Source organism: Pseudomonas sp. R28(2017), assembly GCF_002112505.1.
Taxonomy (GTDB): domain Bacteria; phylum Pseudomonadota; class Gammaproteobacteria; order Pseudomonadales; family Pseudomonadaceae; genus Aquipseudomonas.
On the sequence record NZ_NEHW01000006.1, the window covers coordinates 265,145 to 285,372 of the forward strand.

Below are 20,228 nucleotides of genomic sequence, written 5' to 3' on the forward strand. Positions count from 1 at the left end.
TGCCCTCAGCGGTTTATCAGGAAGGGATTTTCAGACCACGCTGCACGGCGGGCCGCTCAAGGAATTTCGCCAGCACCCGCTGCACTTCCTTGAATTGGTCGAAGCCTACCAACTCGCGCGCGTTGTAGCGTTCCACCAGGTTGCGCACCCAGGGGAAGATGGCGATGTCGGCGATGCTGTATTCATCGACCATCCACTCACGCCCTTTCAGGTGCCGGTCCAGCACCCCGAGCAGGCGCTTCGACTCGTTGACGTAACGGTCACGCGGGCGCTTGTCTTCATATTCCTTGCCAGCAAAGAAATGGAAGAAACCGACCTGGCCGAACATCGGCCCGATCCCGCCCATCTGGAACATCAGCCACTGCAGCGTCTGGTAACGCTGGGCCGGTTCCTGGCTCAGCAGCTGCCCGCTCTTTTCCGCCAGGTACTGCAGGATCGCCCCCGACTCGAACAATGGCAGCGGCTGGCCGCCCGGGCCATTGGGGTCGAGGATCGCCGGGATCTTGTTGTTGGCACTGAGCGAGATGAATTCAGGGCTCAGCTGGTCATCGTTGTCGAAGCTGACCTTGTGCGGCTCATAAGCCAGGCCGATCTCCTCCAGCATGATCGACACCTTGACGCCGTTAGGCGTGGGCAGCGAATACAGTTGCAGGCGCTCGGGATGCTTCGCGGGCCATTTACGGGTGATAGGGAATGCGCTCAGATCGGTCATGGTCAACCTTGGCCTTGAAATGGGACCTCTCACTCTAGAGACATCCCGGCTGGCTGACCATCACCTGCCGCTGATCAGCTGGCTTGGCCGTGCGCCTTGAGCTTGAGCTTTTCAGTGTCTACCCGCACGAACACCGAGTCGGCGCTGACCGTCAGCACGTCGCCGGCCCAGACCTCACAGATGACCCGGGTCTTGCGCCCGACTTCACCTTCCACGCGCGCCTTGAGCAGCAGCTCCACACCCATCGGCGTGGGTTTGAGGTAATTCAGCCCGAGGCTGCCGGTCACGCAGTCGATGCGCGGCAGACTGCCCGCTTCGCGGCCTTCGGCGCGGTAGTGATAGGCCATCGCGGTCCAGTTGGAATGGCAGTCGACTAGCATCGCCAGCAGGCCACCGTAGACCAGGCCGGGCCAGCCGATGAAGGTGCTGTCGGGTGAATGCCGGCACAACAGGTGGATGCCGTCGGCATCCCAGTGGCTTTGCAGGTGCAGGCCGCTGGGGTGGGCGCTGCCGCAACCGTAGCAGGTGCCATCAGGGGCAGCGAGGGCCTGGAGGGAAAGGATCTGATCGTTCATACGCAGCCTGTGCTTGTTGGAATGGGGGCGCGAAACGCCCCCATTAAAGCAGAAAGGTCAGGCCGTCTGGGCAATCGCCCTGCCGCCCTTCTGGGTCAGCGAAACGAGGAGGATGAACAGGGTCACGCCCGCAGTCATCAACGTCTCGTAGCGGTAGGCATCGCTCAACAGCATGTAGCCCAGCACCATGACGATGGTGCCGATCACCAGCCAGGTCAGCCACGGGAACAGCCACATCTTCAGCTCCAGCGGCCGCCCTTCACGTTCGGCACGGGCGCGCATGCGCAGTTGCGACACGGCGATCACCAGGTACACCAGCAAGGCGATGGCGCCGGTGGTGGACAGCAGGAAACCGAACACCTTGCCCGGCAGCACGTAGTTGACGAAGCAACCGACGAAGCCTGCCAGGGTCGAGAGGATCACCGCCACGGTCGGCACGCCGGCGCCGGAAATGCGCTTGGTCATGCTCAGCGCCTGGCCACGGGCACCCAGCGAATAGAGCATCCGCGACGCCGTGTACAGGCCGGAGTTCATGCAACTGGTCACCGCCACCAGCACCACCAGGTCGACCAGCAACTTGGCGCCCGGCACGTTCAGCACTTCCAGCACGCGCTGGAACGAGCCCACCGCTTTCAGGCCTGGGTCGTTCCAGGCCACCAGCGACACCACCAGGAAGATCGACGCCAGGTAGAAGATCGCGATGCGGTACACCACCAGGTTGGTGGCGCGGCGGATCTTGTCTTTCGGGTTGGCGGTTTCGTCGGCGGCAATGGTGACGATCTCGGCGCCGAAGAACGAGAAGATGGTGATCAGTACACCACCGAGCACGGTACCGAAGCCGTTGGGCATGAACCCGCCCTGGTCCCACAGGCGGCTGATGCCGGACACCTCGGCCAGCGGCCAGAAGCCGAACACGGCCAGGCTGCAGACCCCGATGAAGGCGATGATCGCGACCACCTTGACCAACGCGAACCAGTACTCGAACGCACCGAAGTTCTTCACGCTGACCAGGTTGCTGCCCGACAGCACGACCATGATCAGGAAGGCGAACAGCCAGGACGGCACACCCGGGAAGTAGGCATGCAGGATGTCCGCGCCAGCGATGGCCTCGACCGGGATGATCAGTACCCAGAACCACCAGTACAGCCAGCCGATGGTGAAGCCGGCCCACGGGCCGATGGCCTCGGAGGCGTAGGTGGAGAACGAGCCGCTGTTGGGGTTGGCGATGGCCATTTCGCCCAGCATGCGCATCACCAGCAGTACCAGCAGGCCGGTCATGGCGTAGGAGATGAGAATGGCCGGGCCCGCGGTGGCGATGGCGTTGGAAGAACCGATGAACAGGCCGGCACCGATGATGCCGGCAATGGAAATCATGGACACCTGACGCGAGGTCAGGCCGTGCTGCAAGGAACGCTGTTTGTTGTTGTGTAGCGAAGCCATGGAGAACCCTCGAATGGGTCGGCCGGCGTGCGGCGGTAATGCCGTCGACGGCAGAAAAGTTGGAGCAGAATTCGCGTAGGTCGTGTTGCTCGTTGTTGTTGTTTTATGTCGCCGGTGCCGCACTTGCCTCCTCTTCGCCGTACCGGTTGTAATCGTTGATCGAGGTCAGTATTAATCTATAGGGCGAGGTCAACAAACGACCTTTTCGAAGCACATGATTCCAATACGGAATGAACTCCTTCCTTTTTTGCTCGGTACGCGCCTGCCATGTCCAAACGCCTGATGCCCTCGACCACCGCCTTGCAGTGCTTCGAAGCCGCCGCCCGGCACCTGAGCTTCACCCGTGCGGCACAGGAGCTGCACCTGACCCAGAGCGCCGTCAGCAAGCAAGTCGCGCAGCTCGAGGACATGCTGTCGCATTCGCTGTTCCAGCGCATTCGCCGGCGCCTGCACCTGACCCCGGCGGGCGCGCTGTACCTCGCCGAGGTGAACAAGATCCTCACCCAGATCGACATCTCCAGCCGCTACATCCTCAGCTACGGCGACGAGACCGAGGTGCTGCGCATCGCCACCCAGCCGACCTTCGGCGCGCGCTGGCTGGTGCCCAGGCTCAAGGGCTTCGGCGACCGCCACCCGCGCATTCACCTGGACATCCGCAACGAGCTGGAGCCGTTCGACCTGGTGCAGGCCAAGGCCGATATCGCCTTCTTCTTCGGCCAGGGCACCTGGCCGGGAGCCACCTGCATCGAGCTGTTCAGCGAGGCCGTGGTGCCGGTGTGTGCGCCCGAGTTGCTGGCCCGGCACCGCTTCGACAGCGCCGAGGCGCTCACCGAACACCGGCTGCTGCAGTGCGCCTCACGGCCGGAGGCCTGGCACGAGTGGTTCCTGGGGTTGGGCCTGCATAGCCAGAACAGCTACCACGGGCCGCGCTTCGACACGTTCTACCTGTGCATCCGGGCGGCCATCGCTGGCTGTGGCATCGCCCTGATCCCGCGCTACCTGGTGGCCGAAGAGTTGAGCGAAGGCAAGCTGGTGGTGGCCTGGGACCACCCGGTGGCGAGCAATGGCCGGCACTTCATCGCCCATGCCGAACATGCCGCCGAAGTGCCCAAGGTCAAGGCGTTCGTGCAGTGGATTCGCGAGCGGGTGGCTGAGGGAGATTGATATGGCCTGTACTGGCCTCTTCGCGGGCAAGCCCGCTCCCACAGGGTCTGCACAAGACTTGAATCTTGCGCAGACCCTGTGGGAGCTGGCTTGCCCGCGAAGGGGCCAGTTCATGAATCTGGGGAATGACCGCAATCGAATAATTCGTTTGCGGAATAATACCGCGGCGCGCTTGGATATTAAGAAACTCGAACAAGGTCCGCGTGCCCATGAAGCTGGAAAGTATCAGTCAATCCATCGCCATCGTTCATCCGATCACACTTTCCCATGGCCGTAATGCCGAAGTCTGGGATACCGACGGCAAACGCTATATCGACTTTGTCGGCGGCATCGGCGTACTCAACCTGGGCCACTGCAACCCGGCTGTGGTCGAAGCGATCCAGGCCCAGGCCAGCCGCCTTACCCACTACGCCTTCAACGCCGCCCCCCATGGCCCGTACCTGGAATTGATGGAGCGCCTGCGCCAGTTCGTCCCGGTCAGCTACCCGCTGGCCGGCATGCTCACCAACAGTGGCGCGGAAGCGGCGGAAAACGCCCTGAAGGTGGCCCGCGGCGCCACCGGCAAACGCGCCATCATCGCCTTCGACGGTGGCTTCCACGGCCGCACCCTGGCCACCCTGAACCTCAACGGCAAGGTCGCGCCCTACAAGCAGCGGGTCGGTGAACTGCCGGGGCCGGTGTACCACCTGCCCTACCCCAGCGCCGATACCGGCGTCACCTGCGAGCAGGCGCTCAAGGCCATGGACCGCCTGTTCAGCGTCGAACTGGCGGTCGAGGACGTGGCGGCGTTCATCTTCGAGCCGGTGCAAGGCGAAGGCGGGTTCCTCGCCCTCGACCCGGCGTTTGCCCAGGCCCTGCGGCGCTTCTGCGACGAGCACGGGATCCTGATCATCATCGACGAGATCCAGTCCGGCTTTGGCCGCACCGGCCAACGCTTCGCCTTCCCGCGCCTGGGGATTGAACCAGACCTGCTGTTGCTGGCGAAAAGCATTGCCGGTGGCATGCCACTGGGTGCGGTGGTCGGGCGTCAGGCGCTGATGGCAGCACTGCCCAAAGGTGGCCTGGGCGGCACCTATTCGGGCAACCCGATCGCCTGCGCGGCAGCGCTGGCGAGCCTGGCACAGATGACCGACGAGAACGTCGCCACCTGGGGTGAACGCCAGGAGCAGGCGATCGTTGGCCGCCATGCCCGCTGGAAGGCCTCGAACCTGAGCCCGTACATCGGCCGCCTGACCGGTACCGGCGCCATGCGCGGCATCGAGTTCGTCAATGCCGATGGCAGCCCAGCGCCCGCCCAGCTGGCCAAGGTGATGGAAGCGGCGCGGGCCAAGGGGCTGCTGCTGATGCCCAGCGGCAAGGCGCGGCACATCATCCGCCTGCTGGCACCGCTGACCATCGAGGCCGAGGTGCTCGAGGAAGGGCTGGATATCCTCGAGCAGTGCCTGGCCGAGCTGAACTGAATCGGGGCTTACAGGCCCAGTTCTTCAGGGGTGAGCATGTCGGACTCGAAGGCGATCCAGCCGCCTTCGAGCTCGGCGTGGCCGTTGACGATCGGGCCGTAGTAGGTCAGGCCGTTCTCCAGGGTCACGCAGATGTGCGTGGCGGATTTCTCGGGGGCCGCGAGCGTACCGACGAAATGCACCTTCTTCAGGGTCTCGGTCACCGCCTCCAGGCCGACGCGCATGCCCGGGTTTTCCGAGGCTTCGGTGTCACCGCCGCGGTCTTCGGCGCTGATGGTCACGGTGGCAGTGTAAGGGTACTTGGTGCTCAAGCGGGGTTACCTCAAAAGGGTGTCTGGGTATTTGGCCGCGTAGAGTACGGCAGGTGATCTCTGTTGTCTCTACTGGCCTCTTCGCGGGCATGCCCGCTCCCTCAGGGATTTCACATTGCTCAAGGTGTGCACAGTAACTGTGGGAGCGGGCGTGCCCGCGGAGAGGCCGGGCCTGCAAAAGATGCCTCGATCTGTTAGGGTGCCCGCCGATGCACGCCACACCACACGAGGACACCTGAGTGAGCGCCGAAGAACCCCTGATCGCCGACCTGTTCGAGGTCGACAAACGCCTGACCCTCAAGCCCGTCGTGGACTTCAACAGCTACCTGCGCAACGCCTTCGGCGAAGGCCCGTGCAGCTGCTACCGCTGCGCCGAAGGCAGCGACGAAAGCAGCTACAGCCATGCCCACAACTTCACCTTCGAAGGCCGCCCGTGGCACCGCCGCTTCGCCAGCACCGCCGGCAGCGATGTCGCCCAGGTGCTGAAAAAGGCCTGGCTGTCGTACACCAAGGCCGACCTCAGCCTGATCGGTGCACTGGACCTCACCACCCTCAGGACCTTCACCGAAGCCGCCCTGCACGAGCGCCTGCTGGCCCTGCTGCCGGCCAGCGGCCTGGCCCGCGAAATCGACGGCCAGTGGATGCTGCAAGCCCAGGCTGACTGACGGCCCGGCGGTCAGGCAGGATTCCCCCGCTCTGCTACCGTGGGGGAATCCGCCCATCCGCAGGTAGTCCGCCATGGCCCGTACAACGCCCATCGAGCTGTACCGCAATATCGGCATCGTCGCCCACGTGGACGCCGGCAAGACCACGACCACCGAGCGCATCCTGTTCTACACCGGGGTCAACCACAAGATGGGCGAGGTGCACGATGGCGCCGCGACCATGGACTGGATGGCCCAGGAGCAGGAGCGCGGCATCACCATCACCTCGGCGGCGACCACGGCCTTCTGGCAAGGCTCGACCAAGCAGTTCGCCGACAAGTACCGCTTCAACATCATCGACACCCCCGGCCACGTCGACTTCACCATCGAGGTGGAACGCTCGCTGCGCGTGCTCGATGGCGCGGTGGTGGTGTTCAGCGGCGCCGATGGCGTCGAGCCGCAATCCGAGACGGTCTGGCGCCAGGCCAACAAGTACCACGTGCCGCGCCTGGCCTACATCAACAAGATGGACCGCCAGGGGGCCGACTTCCTGCGGGTGGTCAAGCAGATCGACCAGCGCCTGGGCCACCACCCGGTGCCGATCCAGCTGGCCATCGGCAGCGAGGAGAACTTCATCGGCCAGATCGACCTGGTGAAGATGAAGGCGATCTACTGGAACGACAACGACCAGGGCACCAGCTACCGCGAAGAAGACATACCCGCCGAACTGCAGGCGCTGGCCGACGAATGGCGGGCGCACATGATCGAGGCCGCGGCCGAAGCCAATGATGAACTGACCCTGAAGTTTCTCGAAGGCGAGGAACTGAGCGTCGATGAAATCAAGGCCGCCTTGCGCCAGCGTACCCTCGCCAATGAAATCGTCCCGACCATCCTCGGCTCGTCGTTCAAGAACAAGGGCGTGCCGCTGATGCTCGACGCGGTCATCGACTACCTGCCCGCCCCTTCGGAAATCCCGGCGATCAAGGGCACCGACCCGGACGACGAAGAAAAGCACCTGGAACGGCACGCCGACGACAAGGAGCCGTTCTCTGCCCTGGCCTTCAAGATCGCCACCGACCCCTTCGTCGGCACCCTGACCTTTGCCCGGGTGTATTCCGGCGTGCTCAGTTCAGGCAACGCCGTGCTCAATTCGGTGAAAGGCAAGAAGGAACGCATCGGCCGCATGGTGCAGATGCACGCCAACCAGCGCGCCGAGATCAAGGACGTGTGCGCCGGTGATATCGCCGCGCTGATCGGCATGAAAGACGTCACCACCGGCGATACCCTGTGCGACATCGACAAGCCGATCATCCTCGAACGCATGGACTTCCCCGACCCGGTGATCTCGGTGGCGGTGGAACCGAAAACCAAGGGCGACCAGGAGAAGATGGGCATCGCCCTGGGCAAGCTGGCCCAGGAAGACCCGTCGTTCCGCGTGCGCACCGACGAAGAAACCGGCCAGACCATCATCTCCGGCATGGGCGAACTGCACCTGGACATCATCGTCGACCGCATGAAGCGCGAGTTCAACGTCGACGCCAATATCGGCAAGCCGCAGGTGGCCTACCGCGAGAAGATCCGCAACACCTGCGAGATCGAGGGCCGCTTCGTGCGCCAGTCCGGCGGGCGCGGCCAGTATGGCCACTGCTGGATCCGCTTCGCCCCCGGTGACGAGGGCAAGGAAGGCCTGGAGTTCATCAACGAGATCGTCGGCGGCGTGGTACCGCGCGAGTACATCCCGGCGATCCAGAAAGGCATCGAGGAGCAGATGAAGAACGGCGTGCTGGCCGGCTATCCGCTGATCAACCTGAAAGCGGCGGTGTACGACGGCTCCTACCATGACGTGGACTCCAACGAGATGGCCTACAAGATCGCCGCCTCCATGGCCACCAAGCAGCTGTCGCAAAAAGGCGGCGCGGTGTTGCTGGAGCCAGTGATGAAAGTCGAGGTGGTGACGCCGGAGGAGTATCAGGGCGATATTCTCGGCGACTTGAGCCGGCGTCGCGGGATGATCCAGGACGGTGATGAGACGCCGGCTGGCAAGGTGATCCGCGCCGAGGTGCCGCTGGGCGAGATGTTCGGCTATGCCACGTCGATGCGCTCGATGACCCAGGGGCGGGCGAGCTTCTCGATGGAGTTCACCCGCTATGCCGAGGCACCGGCGAGCATTGCCGATGCCATCGTGAAAAAGAACCGCGGGGAGTAAGCCCTTCTCCTGCACTGGCCTCTTCGCGGGCACGCCCGCTCCCACAGGGGTTATGCGATCACCCTGTGGGAGCGGGCGTGCCCACGAAGAGGCCAGTGCAGGCCACTACGATGCTCAGTGCTGCTCGCCAGCCCGCTTCAGCAGCTTCTTGCAGCGCTCGGAAAGGTGCACCACACGCAGATGCTTGCCGGCCTTGGCATAGCGCTCACGCAAGGTCTTCAGCGCGGCAATCGCCGAGTAATCGACAAAGCTCAAATGCTGGCAATCCAGCGTGACCTTGGCCGGGTCATTGGCCGGGTCGAACTGGTTGAGAAACGGCGTGGTCGAGGCAAAGAACAACGTGCCATGCACCTGGTAATGCTTGCCCCCTTCGCCGTCCTCGTGGCTGTCGGCATACAGCTCGCGGGCATGCTGCCAGGCAAAGTTCACCGCCGCGATGACGATACCGAACAACACCGCCGTGGCCAGGTCGGTGAACACCGTCACCACCGTCACCGCGATGATCGCCAGCACATCGCTCACCGGCACCTTGTGCAGCACCCGCAGCGAGGCCCAGGCAAAGGTCTGCTGGGCCACCACGAACATCACCCCGACCAGCGCCGCCAGCGGGATGCGCTCGATCAGCGGCGACAGGAACAGCACGAACAGCAGGATCATCACCCCGGCCACCACGCCCGACAACCGGCCACGGCCATTGGAGCTGAGGTTGATCACGGTCTGGCCGATCATCGCGCAGCCGCCCATGCCCCCGCACATACCAGAGATCATGTTGGCAGCACCCAGCGCCACGCATTCACGGTCCGGGTAGCCGCGGCTCTCGGTGATTTCGTCGGTGAGGTTGAGGGTCAGCAGGGTTTCCAGCAGGCCGACCATGGCCATCAGCACCGCGTAGGGGGCGATGATCTTCAGGGTTTCGAGGTTCCACGGCACTTGCGGCAAGGCCAGCTGCGGCAGGCCACCGGCAATGTGCGCCATGTCGCCGAGGGTGCGGGTCGGCAGGTCGAGCAGGTACACCAGCGCGCCAACCCCGAGGATCGCCACCAGCGCCGGCGGCACCGCACGGGTCAGCTTGGGCAGCACGTAGACCACCAGCATGGTCAGCGCCACCAGGCCGATCATCAGGTACAGCGGTGCACCACTGAGCCAGTGCTCGCCGTCCTTGAAGTGCTCCAGCTGAGCCATGGCGATGACAATCGCCAGGCCGTTGACGAAGCCGAGCATCACCGGGTACGGCACCAGCCGCACCAGCTTGCCCAGCCGCAACAGGCCGAACAGGATCATCACCACCCCGCCCAGCAGCACCGTGGCCAGCAGGTATTGCACACCGTGTTGCACCACCAGGGCGACGATCACCACCGCCATGGAGCCTGCGGCACCGGAAATCATCCCGGGTCGGCCGCCGAACAATGCCGTGAGGGTGCAGATGATGAAGGCGCCATACAGGCCCATCAGGGGGTTGAGATGGGCCACCAGGGCAAAGGCGATGCATTCAGGCACCAAGGCAAACGAGGTGGTCAGGCCGGCGAGCAGGTCGGCGCGTAGTCGGGCGGGTTTCATGGGCATCCTGTGGTGCGGTCCTGGCGGACAGTACGAAAAACAAGGGGCGCGATGTTACGGAATTTGTCAGACAGCGGCCACCGCAAGGCGTGTCATCGGCCTGTGCGGGTCAGCCACTGCGCCATGGACGCGTCCTCCAAGGCGTACTCGCCGCGGTTGGCCTTCCACACCAGCTCCTTGTCGCGCAGGGCATCCAGGGCCTTCTGCACATTGGGCGTGCTGGCGTTGACCTCAGCCCCGGCCTGCTCCAGCTTGCGTGCGACATCGAGCAAGGTCTGCTCGGTGAACGGCGAGAACGGCTGCCGGCCCTGTGCGCGCTCGGCCATGACTTCAAGCACCGCCTGTTGCAAGGGTGATAGCTCATTCCAGGCGCTTTCGTAGTCACTCCACACCCCGGCCTGGTGATTGAGCGCACCGGTGCGCAACAACTCACCCAGGTTGGCCGCCTCGCCCAACCCCACACTGACCTCGGCCAACAATTTGTTGAGCATTTCCGGCCGCCGCCCGACCAACTCGAAGGCATATTCCAGGTCGTCGGCCTTGAACTGGTTGCTGTCGGCCAGGCGGCGGTTCCACAGCTCGGTAATGAAGCCGACATACTCACGCCCCAGCAACGGGAACGGGGTGATGCTGGCACCGAAGAACGGCTGCTTGCTCTTGAGCACCAGGTTGGCGAGTTTGTCACGGCTGGAGCCGGTGAACACCAGGCGCAGACCGTCCGGGCGGTCTCCGCGATTGAGATGGTCGCGTGCCGCCTTGAGGGCGAACATGGCATTGAGGCCGTCTTCACTGTTGAGCGCGTGCTGCGCTTCATCGATGATCAGCACTACCATCTGCCCTGACACCTGGTGCAGCACCGCCAGCGCCTGGGCCAGGGTGGTACCGGCTGGCAGCTGCGGGCGGGTGAAGTCCCAGCTGAGGGTACGCAGCAGGTTGATCTTGTCGATGCCCGCTTTCTTCGCAGCCTTGGCCAACGCACTCTCGAAACCGCCCAGCGCGGTGCCGATGGCGCCGCTGATCAGGTCGGCCGGAGCGGCGTCGCGGTCCGACCACAGGTCGACATACACCGGCAGCCAGCCACGCTGCACGCACTCGGGGATGAAGTCGTTGTTGAGGAAGGTGCTCTTGCCGGTACGCCGAGGCGCAGCCAGGAACATGCCCGAGCTGTAATCGACCAGCGACTCGCCGGCCAGATCCTGGGCAAGGGCTTTGGCCAACTGATCGCGACGCAGCAGCGGACGGGAAGGTGACATGCCATTATCCTCAATTATCTTTCCAACTATAATTTATAGCCTACAAGATAAAACAAGATAAAACACCCTCCTCTCCTTCCCTGGCAGGCCTGCAGACGGGCAGCTGTGATCCAGGCCCGGCAAATACCTGACAAATTTGCCATCATGTTGATTCCACCTGCGGAGATCATGGACATGCCGCTACGCCCCCTATTCACTGCCCTGCTGCTGACTGCCAGCCTCACCGCCCAGGCCGCCACCGAGGTGGTGCCGCTGCAGCATCGCAGCAGCGCCGAACTGCTGCCCGCCGCCCAGGCTTTCATCGGCCGCGACGGCACGGTCAGCGCCTTCGAGAACAAGCTGATCGTCAATGCCAGCCCCGAACGCATCGACGACCTGCGCACCCTGCTGCAACAGCTGGACACCACGCCCAAGCGCCTGCTGATCAGCGTCGACAACAGCGACAGCAACTACCAGGACAACCGTGGCAACGGCCAGGTCATCCGCTACGGCACCAGCAACCGCGACGGCGGCCTGCAGCAGATCCAGGCCAGCGAGGGGCAACCGGCACTGATCCAGGTCGGCCAGAGCATCCCGATCACCAGCACCAGCACCGACGGCTACGGGCGTATCCAGAGCAACACCGAATACCGCAATGTGACCCAGGGCTTCTACGTCACGCCAAGCCTGAGCGGAGATACGGTTCGTCTGCAAATCAGCACCAATAATGACCGAATGAGTCAGGAACGTGCCGATGTAGTGAAAGTTCAAAGTACCGACACGACCGTCAGCGGAAGGCTCGGTGAGTGGATCACCCTGGCCGGTTACAACCAGCAGAGCCAAGCTGAACGCAACCCGTCAAGCCGTACCTACAGCACGCAACGGGGTGAAAACATGACATTGCGTGTCAAAGTCGACCTTCTGGACTGATCCCAGGCAAATCAAGGCCTCGACCAAAGGCCTTGAAACTGACCGCCAAGTCGCATTAGACCAAAGATGTAGTAAGTAGAAAAAAGCACTACAAAACATTTGACAGGGTGTTTTTCCCAAGGGCATGATGGCCTCGCTCCCGCTAATCAGGGGCCCTGGCAAGGGCCTTCGAGGCGTCCTCCTCCCACCCCTGGAGGCACCTCGTGTCTATACGGCCCACAAGGCGGTTCGACGGGATTGCGACTGCAACGAAGAAGTTGTCCCGAGGGACGGAAGCGCATCACCGCAGTTCTGGCAATCGCGTAGCACCGCAGCAAGGCAACCACGAGCCGACCTGCCGGAGCACACATGCGCCTGGCCTGCACCCCTTCCCCTTCGAGCCTTCGCGTTCGCCGCCGCACTCCCCCGGACAGGACAGCCGCCAGGTCCCTGATCAGCCCCGAGCATCAGCACAATTAACCCAAGATCGATGCGACGAGGTTTATTTCCATGGCACTGACACGCGAACAGCAAATTGCAGCCCTCGAGAAAGACTGGGCCGAGAACCCGCGCTGGAAAGGCGTGACCCGTACCTACACCGCCGCCGATGTCGTTCGCCTGCGTGGCTCGCTGCAGCCTGAGCACACTTTCGCTCGCCAGGGCGCAGAAAAACTGTGGAAGCTGGTCACCCAGGGTGCCCACCCGTCCTTCCGCCCAGAAAAAGATTTCGTCAACTGCATGGGCGCCCTGACCGGCGGCCAGGCAGTGCAGCAGGTCAAAGCCGGCATCCAGGCCATCTACCTGTCGGGCTGGCAGGTGGCCGCCGACAACAACTCGGCCGAGTCCATGTACCCAGACCAGTCGCTGTACCCGGTCGACTCGGTACCGACCGTGGTCAAGCGCATCAACAACGCGTTCCGCCGCGCCGACCAGATCCAGTGGAAGGCCGGCAAGAACCCGGGCGATGATGGCTACATCGACTACTTCGCACCGATCGTGGCCGACGCCGAAGCCGGTTTCGGCGGCGTACTCAACGCCTACGAACTGATGAAGAACATGATCGAAGCGGGCGCCGCCGGCGTGCACTTCGAAGACCAGCTGGCCTCGGTGAAAAAATGCGGCCACATGGGCGGCAAGGTCCTGGTACCGACCCAGGAGGCCGTGCAGAAGCTGGTGGCAGCCCGCCTGGCTGCCGACGTTGCCGGCGTGCCGACCATCATCCTGGCCCGTACCGACGCCAACGCCGCCGACCTGCTGACCAGCGACTGCGACCCGTACGACCAGCCGTTCGTGATTGGCGAGCGTACCCGTGAAGGCTTCTACAAGGTGCGTGCCGGCCTCGACCAGGCTATCGCCCGCGGCCTGGCCTACGCCCCGTACGCCGACCTGATCTGGTGCGAAACCGCCAAGCCCGACCTGGACGAAGCCCGTCGCTTTGCCGAAGCCATCAAAAAGGAATACCCGGACCAACTGCTGTCGTACAACTGCTCGCCGTCCTTCAACTGGAAGAAGAACCTGGACGACGCGACCATCGCCAAGTTCCAGCGCGAGCTGTCGGCCATGGGCTACAAGCACCAGTTCATCACCCTGGCCGGTATTCACAACATGTGGCACGGCATGTTCAACCTGGCGCACGACTACGCCCGCAACGACATGACCGCCTACGTGAAGCTGCAGGAGCAGGAATTCGCCGACGCCAGCAAGGGCTACACCTTCGTGGCGCACCAGCAGGAAGTCGGCACCGGCTACTTCGACGACATGACCACCGTGATCCAGGGTGGCGCTTCGTCGGTGACCGCGCTGACCGGCTCGACCGAGGAAGAGCAGTTCCACTGATAGTGGGTTGCTGACAGAGGCCCGGGGCTTGCCAAAGCCTCGGGCCTTTCTTTTTGTTGCACCGGCCCTTTCGCGGGCAAGCCCGCTCCCACAGGATTACCGCAGCCCTCGAACTGTGCACAGTACCTGTGGGAGCGGGCTTGCCCGCGAAAGGGCCGGAACAGGCCGAAGCAGAACCCAGAATCAGGGCTATGCTTGTGGCAGCACAGCAGCAAGGACCGCCCATGCCCCGTCCAAGCCACTTGATGATCCTCGCCCTGGCCGCCGCTGCTCTCTATATATATGCAGTGGCCAGCGACAACGCCCTGCTCGGCCTGCTGGCCAAGCCTGTCCCGGTACTGGCCCTGATCGCCTGGCTGCGTAGCGCTCCCGTAACACCCTATCGGCGCTGGATCACCGTCGGCCTGGCCTTCTCGATACTCGGCGATATCCTTTTGGCCATCCCTGCCGAGTTGTTCGTATTCGGCCTGGCCGCCTTCCTCTGCGCCCACCTCGCCTACCTGCGCGCCTATTGCGGCAGGACCCTGCGCCCCGCCTTGCCCGCATTGTTGTTGAGCGCCATCACCGGCATCACCCTGTTCGGCGTGCTTGCCAGCCACGGCCTTGGCCCGCTGCTGGCCCCGGTCGCGGTCTACGCACTGGCCATCAGCGCCATGCTCTGGCGCTCGCTGGCCTGCGGCGGTGTCGCCGCGTTGGGCGCGTGCCTGTTCGTGTTCTCCGACAGCCTGATCGGCATCGACCGCTTCGTCAGCCCGTTTGCTGCCGCGCCCTACCTGATCATCCTCGCCTACTGGCTCGGCCAGTGGGCGATCGCTACATCAGCGCACCACGGCTCAACCGGCAAAGTATTGACCCAGAGCGGTGCGCGAGGCGTCGGAAGCTGCTAGAACACGAGTATTTCGCATTTGCAAGCAGGGGAAATCTGCAGATGAACTTTACAAGGTGCAGAAGAGCCCAATTAGAAGGCGTCAGATCAAATGATATTAATTATCATTACGAAGTTTGTAATTCGTTACCAGTCGCAAGAAACATAATTAACAAAACCGCATGCAATGCCCGAATCTCAAGGGTTTCAGCCAGTTAGGCGCGGGTTTTGTTCTAAATCCTACGAATAAATTTGCAACGGAAATTTTACTTGCACCGGGTTTACCCATAAAATCAGCGCGATTGATTCAGCTGCGACATTTGGTCACTGCACCTGCGACACCACGTCGCCGCTCTACTTATTTCAGACTGCAGAGCTGGGTCTCTGTATAAGGATTTCTAGCATGTCCGATTCGGCAGGACTCATCGCCCACAACTGGGGCTTTGCCATCTTCCTCCTGGGTGTCGTCGGCCTGTGTGCCTTCATGCTCGGTCTCTCCAGCCTGCTCGGTAGCAAGGCCTGGGGCCGCGCCAAGAACGAACCCTTCGAATCCGGCATGCTGCCCGTCGGCAGCGCCCGCCTGCGCCTGTCCGCCAAATTCTATCTGGTCGCGATGCTGTTCGTGATCTTCGATATCGAAGCCCTCTTCCTGTATGCATGGTCTGTGTCCGTCCGCGAAAGCGGCTGGACCGGATTCGTCGAAGCACTCGTTTTCATAGCAATTCTGTTGGCTGGTCTTGTCTACCTATGGCGCGTCGGAGCTCTTGACTGGGCACCCGAAGGTCGCCGCAAGCGGCAAGCGAAGCTGAAACAATGAGGCTTTGGCAATGCAATACAATCTCACCAGAATCGATCCGGATGCGCCCAACGAGCAATACCCGGTAGGTGATCGGGAAACCGTCACCGACCAGCTGCTCGAGGACCAGGTCCACAAGAACATCTTCATGGGCAAGCTTGAAGATGTGATGCGTGGCGCGGTCAACTGGGGTCGCAAGAACTCCCTCTGGCCGTACAACTTCGGCCTGTCCTGCTGCTACGTGGAAATGACCACGGCCTTCACGGCACCCCACGACATCGCCCGCTTCGGCGCCGAAGTCATCCGGGCCTCGCCGCGTCAGGCCGACTTCATGGTCATCGCCGGTACCTGCTTCGTCAAGATGGCGCCGATCATCCAGCGCCTGTACGAGCAGATGCTCGAGCCGAAGTGGGTCATCTCCATGGGTTCGTGCGCCAACTCCGGTGGCATGTACGACATCTACTCGGTCGTTCAGGGGGTCGACAAGTTCCTCCCCGTGGACGTCTACGTGCCTGGCTGCCCGCCGCGCCCTGAGGCTTTCCTGCAAGGCTTGATGCTGCTGCAGGAGTCGATCGGCCAAGAACGACGCCCGCTTTCCTGGGTGGTTGGTGATCAAGGCATCTACCGTGCCGAGATGCCCGCCCAGAAAGACCTGCGTCGCGAACAGCGCATTGCGGTAACCAACCTGCGCAGCCCCGACGAAGTCTGATCCAGCGACCTGCCGCCCGCTCCCGAAGGAGCCGGCGGCCTGGCTTCATTCTTAACGCTGACCCAAAGCGACCGAGACCATGACAGCGGACAACGCTATTTTCATTCCGCCCTACAAGGCTGACGACCAGGATGTGGTCGTCGAACTGCACAACCGTTTTGGCGCCGACGCATTCGTCGCCCAGGAAACCCGCACCGGCATGCCCGTGCTGTGGGTCAAGCGCGCCCAGCTCAAGGAAGTGCTCAGCTTCCTGCGCGGCGTCGCCAAACCGTACAGCATGCTGTACGACCTGCACGGCGTCGACGAGCGCCTGCGCACCCAGCGCCGCGGCCTGCCCGCCGCCGACTTCAGCGTGTTCTACCACCTGCTGTCGGTTGAGCGTAACAGCGACGTGATGATCAAGGTGTCGCTCAGCGAAGGCGACCTGAACCTGCCGACCGTCACCGGTATCTGGCCCAACGCCAACTGGTACGAGCGCGAAGTCTGGGACATGTTCGGCATCGACTTTGCCGGCCACCCGCATCTGAGCCGCATCATGATGCCGCCGACCTGGGAAGGTCACCCGCTGCGCAAGGACTACCCTGCCCGTGCCACCGAGTTCGACCCCTACAGCCTGACCCTGGCCAAGCAGCAGCTTGAAGAGGAATCGGCGCGCTTCAACCCGGAAGCCTGGGGCATGAAGCGCCAGGGCGCCAACGAGGACTACATGTTCCTCAACCTCGGCCCGAACCACCCTTCGGCCCACGGTGCCTTCCGTATCGTCCTGCAGCTGGACGGTGAAGAGATCGTCGACTGCGTACCGGACATCGGCTACCACCACCGTGGCGCCGAAAAAATGGCCGAGCGCCAGTCCTGGCACAGCTTCATCCCCTACACCGACCGTATAGACTACCTCGGCGGGGTGATGAACAACCTGCCGTACGTGCTCGCGGTCGAGAAGCTGGCCGGCATCCAGGTGCCACAGAAGGTCGACGTGATTCGCATCATGCTGGCCGAGTTCTTCCGCATCACCAGCCACCTGCTGTTCCTGGGTACCTACATCCAGGACGTCGGCGCCATGACCCCGGTGTTCTTCACCTTCACCGACCGCCAGCGCGCCTACACCGTGATCGAAGCGATCACCGGTTTCCGCCTGCACCCGGCCTGGTACCGCATCGGTGGCGTGGCCCACGACCTGCCGCGCGGCTGGGACAAGCTGGTCAAGGACTTCGTCGAATGGCTGCCCAAGCGCCTCGACGAGTACACCAAGGCCGCCCTGCAGAACAGCATCCTCAAGGGCCGTACCATCGGCGTTGCCGCGTACAACACCAAGGAAGCCCTGGAGTGGGGTACCACCGGTGCCGGCCTGCGTGCCACCGGTTGCGACTTCGACCTGCGTAAAGCGCGCCCGTACTCCGGCTACGAGAACTTCGAGTTCGAAGTACCGCTGGCCCACAACGGCGATGCCTACGATCGCTGCATGGTCCGCGTCGAAGAGATGCGCCAGAGTATCCGCATCATCGACCAGTGCCTGCGCAACATGCCGGAAGGCCCGTACAAGGCGGACCACCCGCTGACCACGCCGCCGCCGAAAGAGCGCACCCTGCAGCACATCGAAACCCTGATCACGCACTTCCTGCAAGTCTCGTGGGGCCCGGTCATGCCGGCCAACGAGTCGTTCCAGATGATCGAGGCGACCAAGGGCATCAACAGTTACTACCTGACGAGCGATGGCGGCACCATGAGCTACCGCACCCGGATCCGTACCCCGAGCTACCCGCACCTGCAGCAGATCCCTTCGGTGATCAAAGGCAGCATGGTCGCCGACCTCATTGCGTACCTGGGCAGTATCGACTTCGTTATGGCTGACGTGGACCGCTAAGCATGAACAGCACGCTTATCCAGACAGACCGTTTCGCCCTGAGCGAAACCGAGCGCTCGGCCATCGAGCACGAAATGCATCACTACGAGGACCCGCGCGCGGCGTCCATCGAAGCCCTGAAGATCGTCCAGAAGGAACGTGGCTGGGTGCCGGATGGCGCCATCCACGCCATCGGCGAAGTGCTGGGCATCCCGGCCAGCGACGTCGAGGGTGTGGCCACCTTCTACAGCCAGATCTTCCGCCAGCCGGTTGGCCGCCACATCATCCGTGTGTGCGACAGCATGGTCTGCTACATCGGCGGCCACGAATCGGTGGTCAGCCAGATCCAGAGCGAACTGGGCATCGGCCTCGGCCAGACCACCGCGGACGGGCGCTTCACCCTGCTGCCGGTGTGCTGCCTGGGCAACTGCGACAAGGCCCCGGCGCTGATGATCGACGACGACACCTTCGGTGACGTGCAGCCGGCCGGCGTTTCCAAACTGCTGGAGGGTTACGTATGACCATTACTTCCTTCGGCCCGGCCAACCGCATCGCGCGTTCGGCCGAAACCCACCCGCTGACCTGGCGCCTGCGTGATGACGGCGAGCCGGTCTGGCTGGCCGAGTACGAGTCGAAAAACGGCTACGCCGCTGCCCGCAAGGCACTGGCGCAAATGTCTGCCGACGACATCGTGCAGAGCGTCAAGGACTCCGGCCTCAAGGGCCGTGGCGGCGCGGGCTTCCCCACTGGCGTGAAGTGGGGCCTGATGCCCAAAGACGAATCCATGAACATCCGCTACCTGCTGTGCAACGCGGACGAAATGGAGCCGAACACCTGGAAGGACCGCATGCTGATGGAGCAACAGCCCCATCTGCTGGTCGAGGGCATGCTGATCAGCGCCCGCGCCCTGAAGGCCTACCGTGGCTACATCTTCCTGCGTGGCGAATACACCACCGCGGCGAAGAACCTCAACCGCGCCATCGATGAAGCCAAGGCCGCAGGCCTCCTGGGCAAGAACATCCTGGGCAGCGGTTTCGACTTCGAGCTGTTCGTGCACACCGGTGCCGGCCGCTACATCTGCGGCGAAGAAACCGCGCTGATCAACTCGCTGGAAGGCCGCCGCGCCAACCCGCGCTCCAAGCCGCCCTTCCCTGCCGCCGTTGGCGTGTGGGGCAAGCCGACGTGCGTGAACAACGTCGAAACCCTGTGCAACGTGCCCGCCATCGTCGCCAACGGCAACGACTGGTACAAGTCGCTGGCCCGTGAAGGCAGCGAAGACCACGGCACCAAGCTGATGGGCTTCTCCGGCAAGGTCAAGAACCCGGGCCTGTGGGAACTGCCGTTCGGCGTCACCGCCCGCGAGCTGTTCGAAGACTACGCCGGCGGCATGCGCGACGGCTTCAAGCTCAAGTGCTGGCAGCCAGGCGGCGCCGGTACCGGCTTCCTGCTGCCCGAGCACCTCGACGCCCAGATGTACGCCGGTGGCATCGCCAAGGTCGGCACCCGTATGGGTACGGGCCTGGCCATGGCGGTCGACGACAGCATCAACATGGTCTCGCTGCTGCGCAACATGGAAGAGTTCTTCGCCCGCGAATCGTGCGGCTGGTGCACCCCCTGCCGTGACGGCCTGCCGTGGAGCGTGAAGATGCTGCGCGCACTGGAGAACGGCCAGGGCCGCGCCGAAGACATCGAGACGCTGCTGGGGCTGGTCAACTTCCTCGGCCCAGGCCGTACCTTCTGTGCTCACGCACCGGGTGCCGTCGAGCCATTGGGCAGTGCCATCAAATACTTCCGGTCCGAGTTCGAGGCCGGTGTCGCGCCAGCAAGCGCTGCCGACACCCTGCGCCCTAACTTGGCCAAGCCGATCGTGGTCGGCGCATAACAAGATGATTAGGCGGGTGGTCCGTGCCACTCGCCAGCTTTCCGGCAGGCCCGATTCGTTCGCGGCGTGTCGCAAGCTCACCGATTTCCA

The 20,228-nt window shown here is 63.3% G+C and carries 18 protein-coding genes; 12 read left to right on the forward strand and 6 right to left on the reverse strand.

What is annotated here, in order from left to right; translation table 11 throughout:
- Positions 1-16: 16 nt before the first annotated feature.
- From CAF78_RS13360 to CAF78_RS13370, 3 genes are all read right to left on the reverse strand, one after another.
- Entirely contained in the window at positions 17-712 is a 696-nt protein-coding gene (locus CAF78_RS13360) for a glutathione S-transferase N-terminal domain-containing protein (protein ID WP_085676154.1), read from the reverse strand.
- A gap of 74 nt (positions 713-786) precedes the next feature.
- A complete protein-coding gene (locus CAF78_RS13365) occupies positions 787-1,287 on the reverse strand; it encodes a PaaI family thioesterase (RefSeq protein ID WP_085676155.1) in 501 nt (166 codons plus the stop codon).
- Positions 1,288-1,344: 57 nt separating this feature from the next.
- Positions 1,345-2,727: an amino acid permease gene (locus tag CAF78_RS13370; RefSeq protein WP_085676156.1), complete on the reverse strand. Its 1,383-nt coding sequence runs from the start codon at positions 2,725-2,727 to the stop codon at positions 1,345-1,347.
- A 267-nt stretch (positions 2,728-2,994) separates the two neighbouring features.
- Between CAF78_RS13370 and gcvA the strand changes: the two genes are divergently transcribed.
- Positions 2,995-3,891, forward strand: coding sequence for a transcriptional regulator GcvA (gene gcvA / locus CAF78_RS13375; protein ID WP_085676157.1), 897 nt, complete (start codon positions 2,995-2,997; stop codon positions 3,889-3,891).
- Between the two features lie 209 nt (positions 3,892-4,100).
- Entirely contained in the window at positions 4,101-5,351 is a 1,251-nt protein-coding gene (locus CAF78_RS13380) for an aspartate aminotransferase family protein (RefSeq protein WP_085676158.1), read from the forward strand.
- An 8-nt stretch (positions 5,352-5,359) separates the two neighbouring features.
- On the opposite strand, the gene CAF78_RS13385 is transcribed toward CAF78_RS13380, so the two are convergent.
- Positions 5,360-5,662, reverse strand: coding sequence for a hypothetical protein (locus CAF78_RS13385; RefSeq protein WP_085676159.1), 303 nt, complete (start codon positions 5,660-5,662; stop codon positions 5,360-5,362).
- 239 nt (positions 5,663-5,901) lie between these two features.
- Here CAF78_RS13385 and CAF78_RS13390 point away from each other — a divergent pair, with 239 nt between their 5' ends.
- Positions 5,902-6,327, forward strand: a complete 426-nt coding sequence (locus CAF78_RS13390) for a hypothetical protein (RefSeq protein WP_085676160.1) — start codon at positions 5,902-5,904, stop codon at positions 6,325-6,327.
- Between the two features lie 73 nt (positions 6,328-6,400).
- Entirely contained in the window at positions 6,401-8,512 is a 2,112-nt protein-coding gene (fusA, locus tag CAF78_RS13395) for an elongation factor G (protein ID WP_085676161.1), read from the forward strand.
- A 114-nt stretch (positions 8,513-8,626) separates the two neighbouring features.
- Here fusA and CAF78_RS13400 read toward each other — a convergent pair whose 3' ends face one another.
- Both CAF78_RS13400 and CAF78_RS13405 read right to left on the reverse strand, forming a co-directional pair.
- Positions 8,627-10,069: a SulP family inorganic anion transporter gene (locus CAF78_RS13400; RefSeq protein ID WP_085676162.1), complete on the reverse strand. Its 1,443-nt coding sequence runs from the start codon at positions 10,067-10,069 to the stop codon at positions 8,627-8,629.
- Between the two features lie 92 nt (positions 10,070-10,161).
- On the reverse strand, positions 10,162-11,322 hold the full coding sequence (locus CAF78_RS13405) for a hypothetical protein (protein ID WP_085676163.1): 1,161 nt from the start codon (positions 11,320-11,322) through the stop codon (positions 10,162-10,164).
- Between the two features lie 144 nt (positions 11,323-11,466).
- On the opposite strand from CAF78_RS13405, the gene CAF78_RS13410 reads away from it, so the two are divergent.
- The 8 genes from CAF78_RS13410 (at position 11,467) to nuoF (ending at position 20,138) form a co-directional block, all read left to right on the forward strand.
- Positions 11,467-12,231: a secretin N-terminal domain-containing protein gene (locus CAF78_RS13410; protein WP_177408536.1), complete on the forward strand. Its 765-nt coding sequence runs from the start codon at positions 11,467-11,469 to the stop codon at positions 12,229-12,231.
- Between the two features lie 489 nt (positions 12,232-12,720).
- Entirely contained in the window at positions 12,721-14,046 is a 1,326-nt protein-coding gene (aceA, locus tag CAF78_RS13415; RefSeq protein WP_054892704.1) for an isocitrate lyase, read from the forward strand.
- 224 nt (positions 14,047-14,270) lie between these two features.
- Positions 14,271-14,933: a lysoplasmalogenase gene (locus CAF78_RS13425; RefSeq protein WP_085676166.1), complete on the forward strand. Its 663-nt coding sequence runs from the start codon at positions 14,271-14,273 to the stop codon at positions 14,931-14,933.
- Positions 14,934-15,314: 381 nt separating this feature from the next.
- Complete coding sequence (locus CAF78_RS13430; RefSeq protein WP_011534614.1) at positions 15,315-15,728, forward strand: NADH-quinone oxidoreductase subunit A; 414 nt, start codon at positions 15,315-15,317, stop codon at positions 15,726-15,728.
- 10 nt (positions 15,729-15,738) lie between these two features.
- Complete coding sequence (locus CAF78_RS13435) at positions 15,739-16,416, forward strand: NADH-quinone oxidoreductase subunit B family protein (protein WP_027920598.1); 678 nt, start codon at positions 15,739-15,741, stop codon at positions 16,414-16,416.
- A 79-nt stretch (positions 16,417-16,495) separates the two neighbouring features.
- Complete coding sequence (gene nuoC, locus CAF78_RS13440; RefSeq protein WP_027920599.1) at positions 16,496-18,277, forward strand: NADH-quinone oxidoreductase subunit C/D; 1,782 nt, start codon at positions 16,496-16,498, stop codon at positions 18,275-18,277.
- A 2-nt stretch (positions 18,278-18,279) separates the two neighbouring features.
- Positions 18,280-18,777, forward strand: coding sequence for an NADH-quinone oxidoreductase subunit NuoE (nuoE, locus tag CAF78_RS13445; protein WP_003251433.1), 498 nt, complete (start codon positions 18,280-18,282; stop codon positions 18,775-18,777).
- Positions 18,774-20,138, forward strand: coding sequence for an NADH-quinone oxidoreductase subunit NuoF (gene nuoF, locus CAF78_RS13450; RefSeq protein ID WP_085676167.1), 1,365 nt, complete (start codon positions 18,774-18,776; stop codon positions 20,136-20,138). The genes nuoE and nuoF overlap by 4 nt, the downstream gene beginning before the upstream one ends.
- Positions 20,139-20,228: the final 90 nt, after the last annotated feature.

What these genes read in the sequence shown, in the direction of transcription:
- CAF78_RS13360 (WP_085676154.1), bottom strand. Translation starts at nt 712, where the DNA reads ATGACCGATCTGAGCGCATTCCCTATCACCCGTAAATGGCCCGCGAAG.
- CAF78_RS13365 (WP_085676155.1), bottom strand. Translation starts at nt 1,287, where the DNA reads ATGAACGATCAGATCCTTTCCCTCCAGGCCCTCGCTGCCCCTGATGGC.
- CAF78_RS13370 (WP_085676156.1), bottom strand. Translation starts at nt 2,727, where the DNA reads ATGGCTTCGCTACACAACAACAAACAGCGTTCCTTGCAGCACGGCCTG.
- gcvA (WP_085676157.1), top strand. Translation starts at nt 2,995, where the DNA reads ATGTCCAAACGCCTGATGCCCTCGACCACCGCCTTGCAGTGCTTCGAA.
- CAF78_RS13380 (WP_085676158.1), top strand. Translation starts at nt 4,101, where the DNA reads ATGAAGCTGGAAAGTATCAGTCAATCCATCGCCATCGTTCATCCGATC.
- fusA (WP_085676161.1), top strand. Translation starts at nt 6,401, where the DNA reads ATGGCCCGTACAACGCCCATCGAGCTGTACCGCAATATCGGCATCGTC.
- CAF78_RS13400 (WP_085676162.1), bottom strand. Translation starts at nt 10,069, where the DNA reads ATGAAACCCGCCCGACTACGCGCCGACCTGCTCGCCGGCCTGACCACC.
- CAF78_RS13405 (WP_085676163.1), bottom strand. Translation starts at nt 11,322, where the DNA reads ATGTCACCTTCCCGTCCGCTGCTGCGTCGCGATCAGTTGGCCAAAGCC.
- CAF78_RS13410 (WP_177408536.1), top strand. Translation starts at nt 11,467, where the DNA reads ATGTTGATTCCACCTGCGGAGATCATGGACATGCCGCTACGCCCCCTA.
- aceA (WP_054892704.1), top strand. Translation starts at nt 12,721, where the DNA reads ATGGCACTGACACGCGAACAGCAAATTGCAGCCCTCGAGAAAGACTGG.
- CAF78_RS13425 (WP_085676166.1), top strand. Translation starts at nt 14,271, where the DNA reads ATGCCCCGTCCAAGCCACTTGATGATCCTCGCCCTGGCCGCCGCTGCT.
- CAF78_RS13430 (WP_011534614.1), top strand. Translation starts at nt 15,315, where the DNA reads ATGTCCGATTCGGCAGGACTCATCGCCCACAACTGGGGCTTTGCCATC.
- CAF78_RS13435 (WP_027920598.1), top strand. Translation starts at nt 15,739, where the DNA reads ATGCAATACAATCTCACCAGAATCGATCCGGATGCGCCCAACGAGCAA.
- nuoC (WP_027920599.1), top strand. Translation starts at nt 16,496, where the DNA reads ATGACAGCGGACAACGCTATTTTCATTCCGCCCTACAAGGCTGACGAC.
- nuoE (WP_003251433.1), top strand. Translation starts at nt 18,280, where the DNA reads ATGAACAGCACGCTTATCCAGACAGACCGTTTCGCCCTGAGCGAAACC.
- nuoF (WP_085676167.1), top strand. Translation starts at nt 18,774, where the DNA reads ATGACCATTACTTCCTTCGGCCCGGCCAACCGCATCGCGCGTTCGGCC.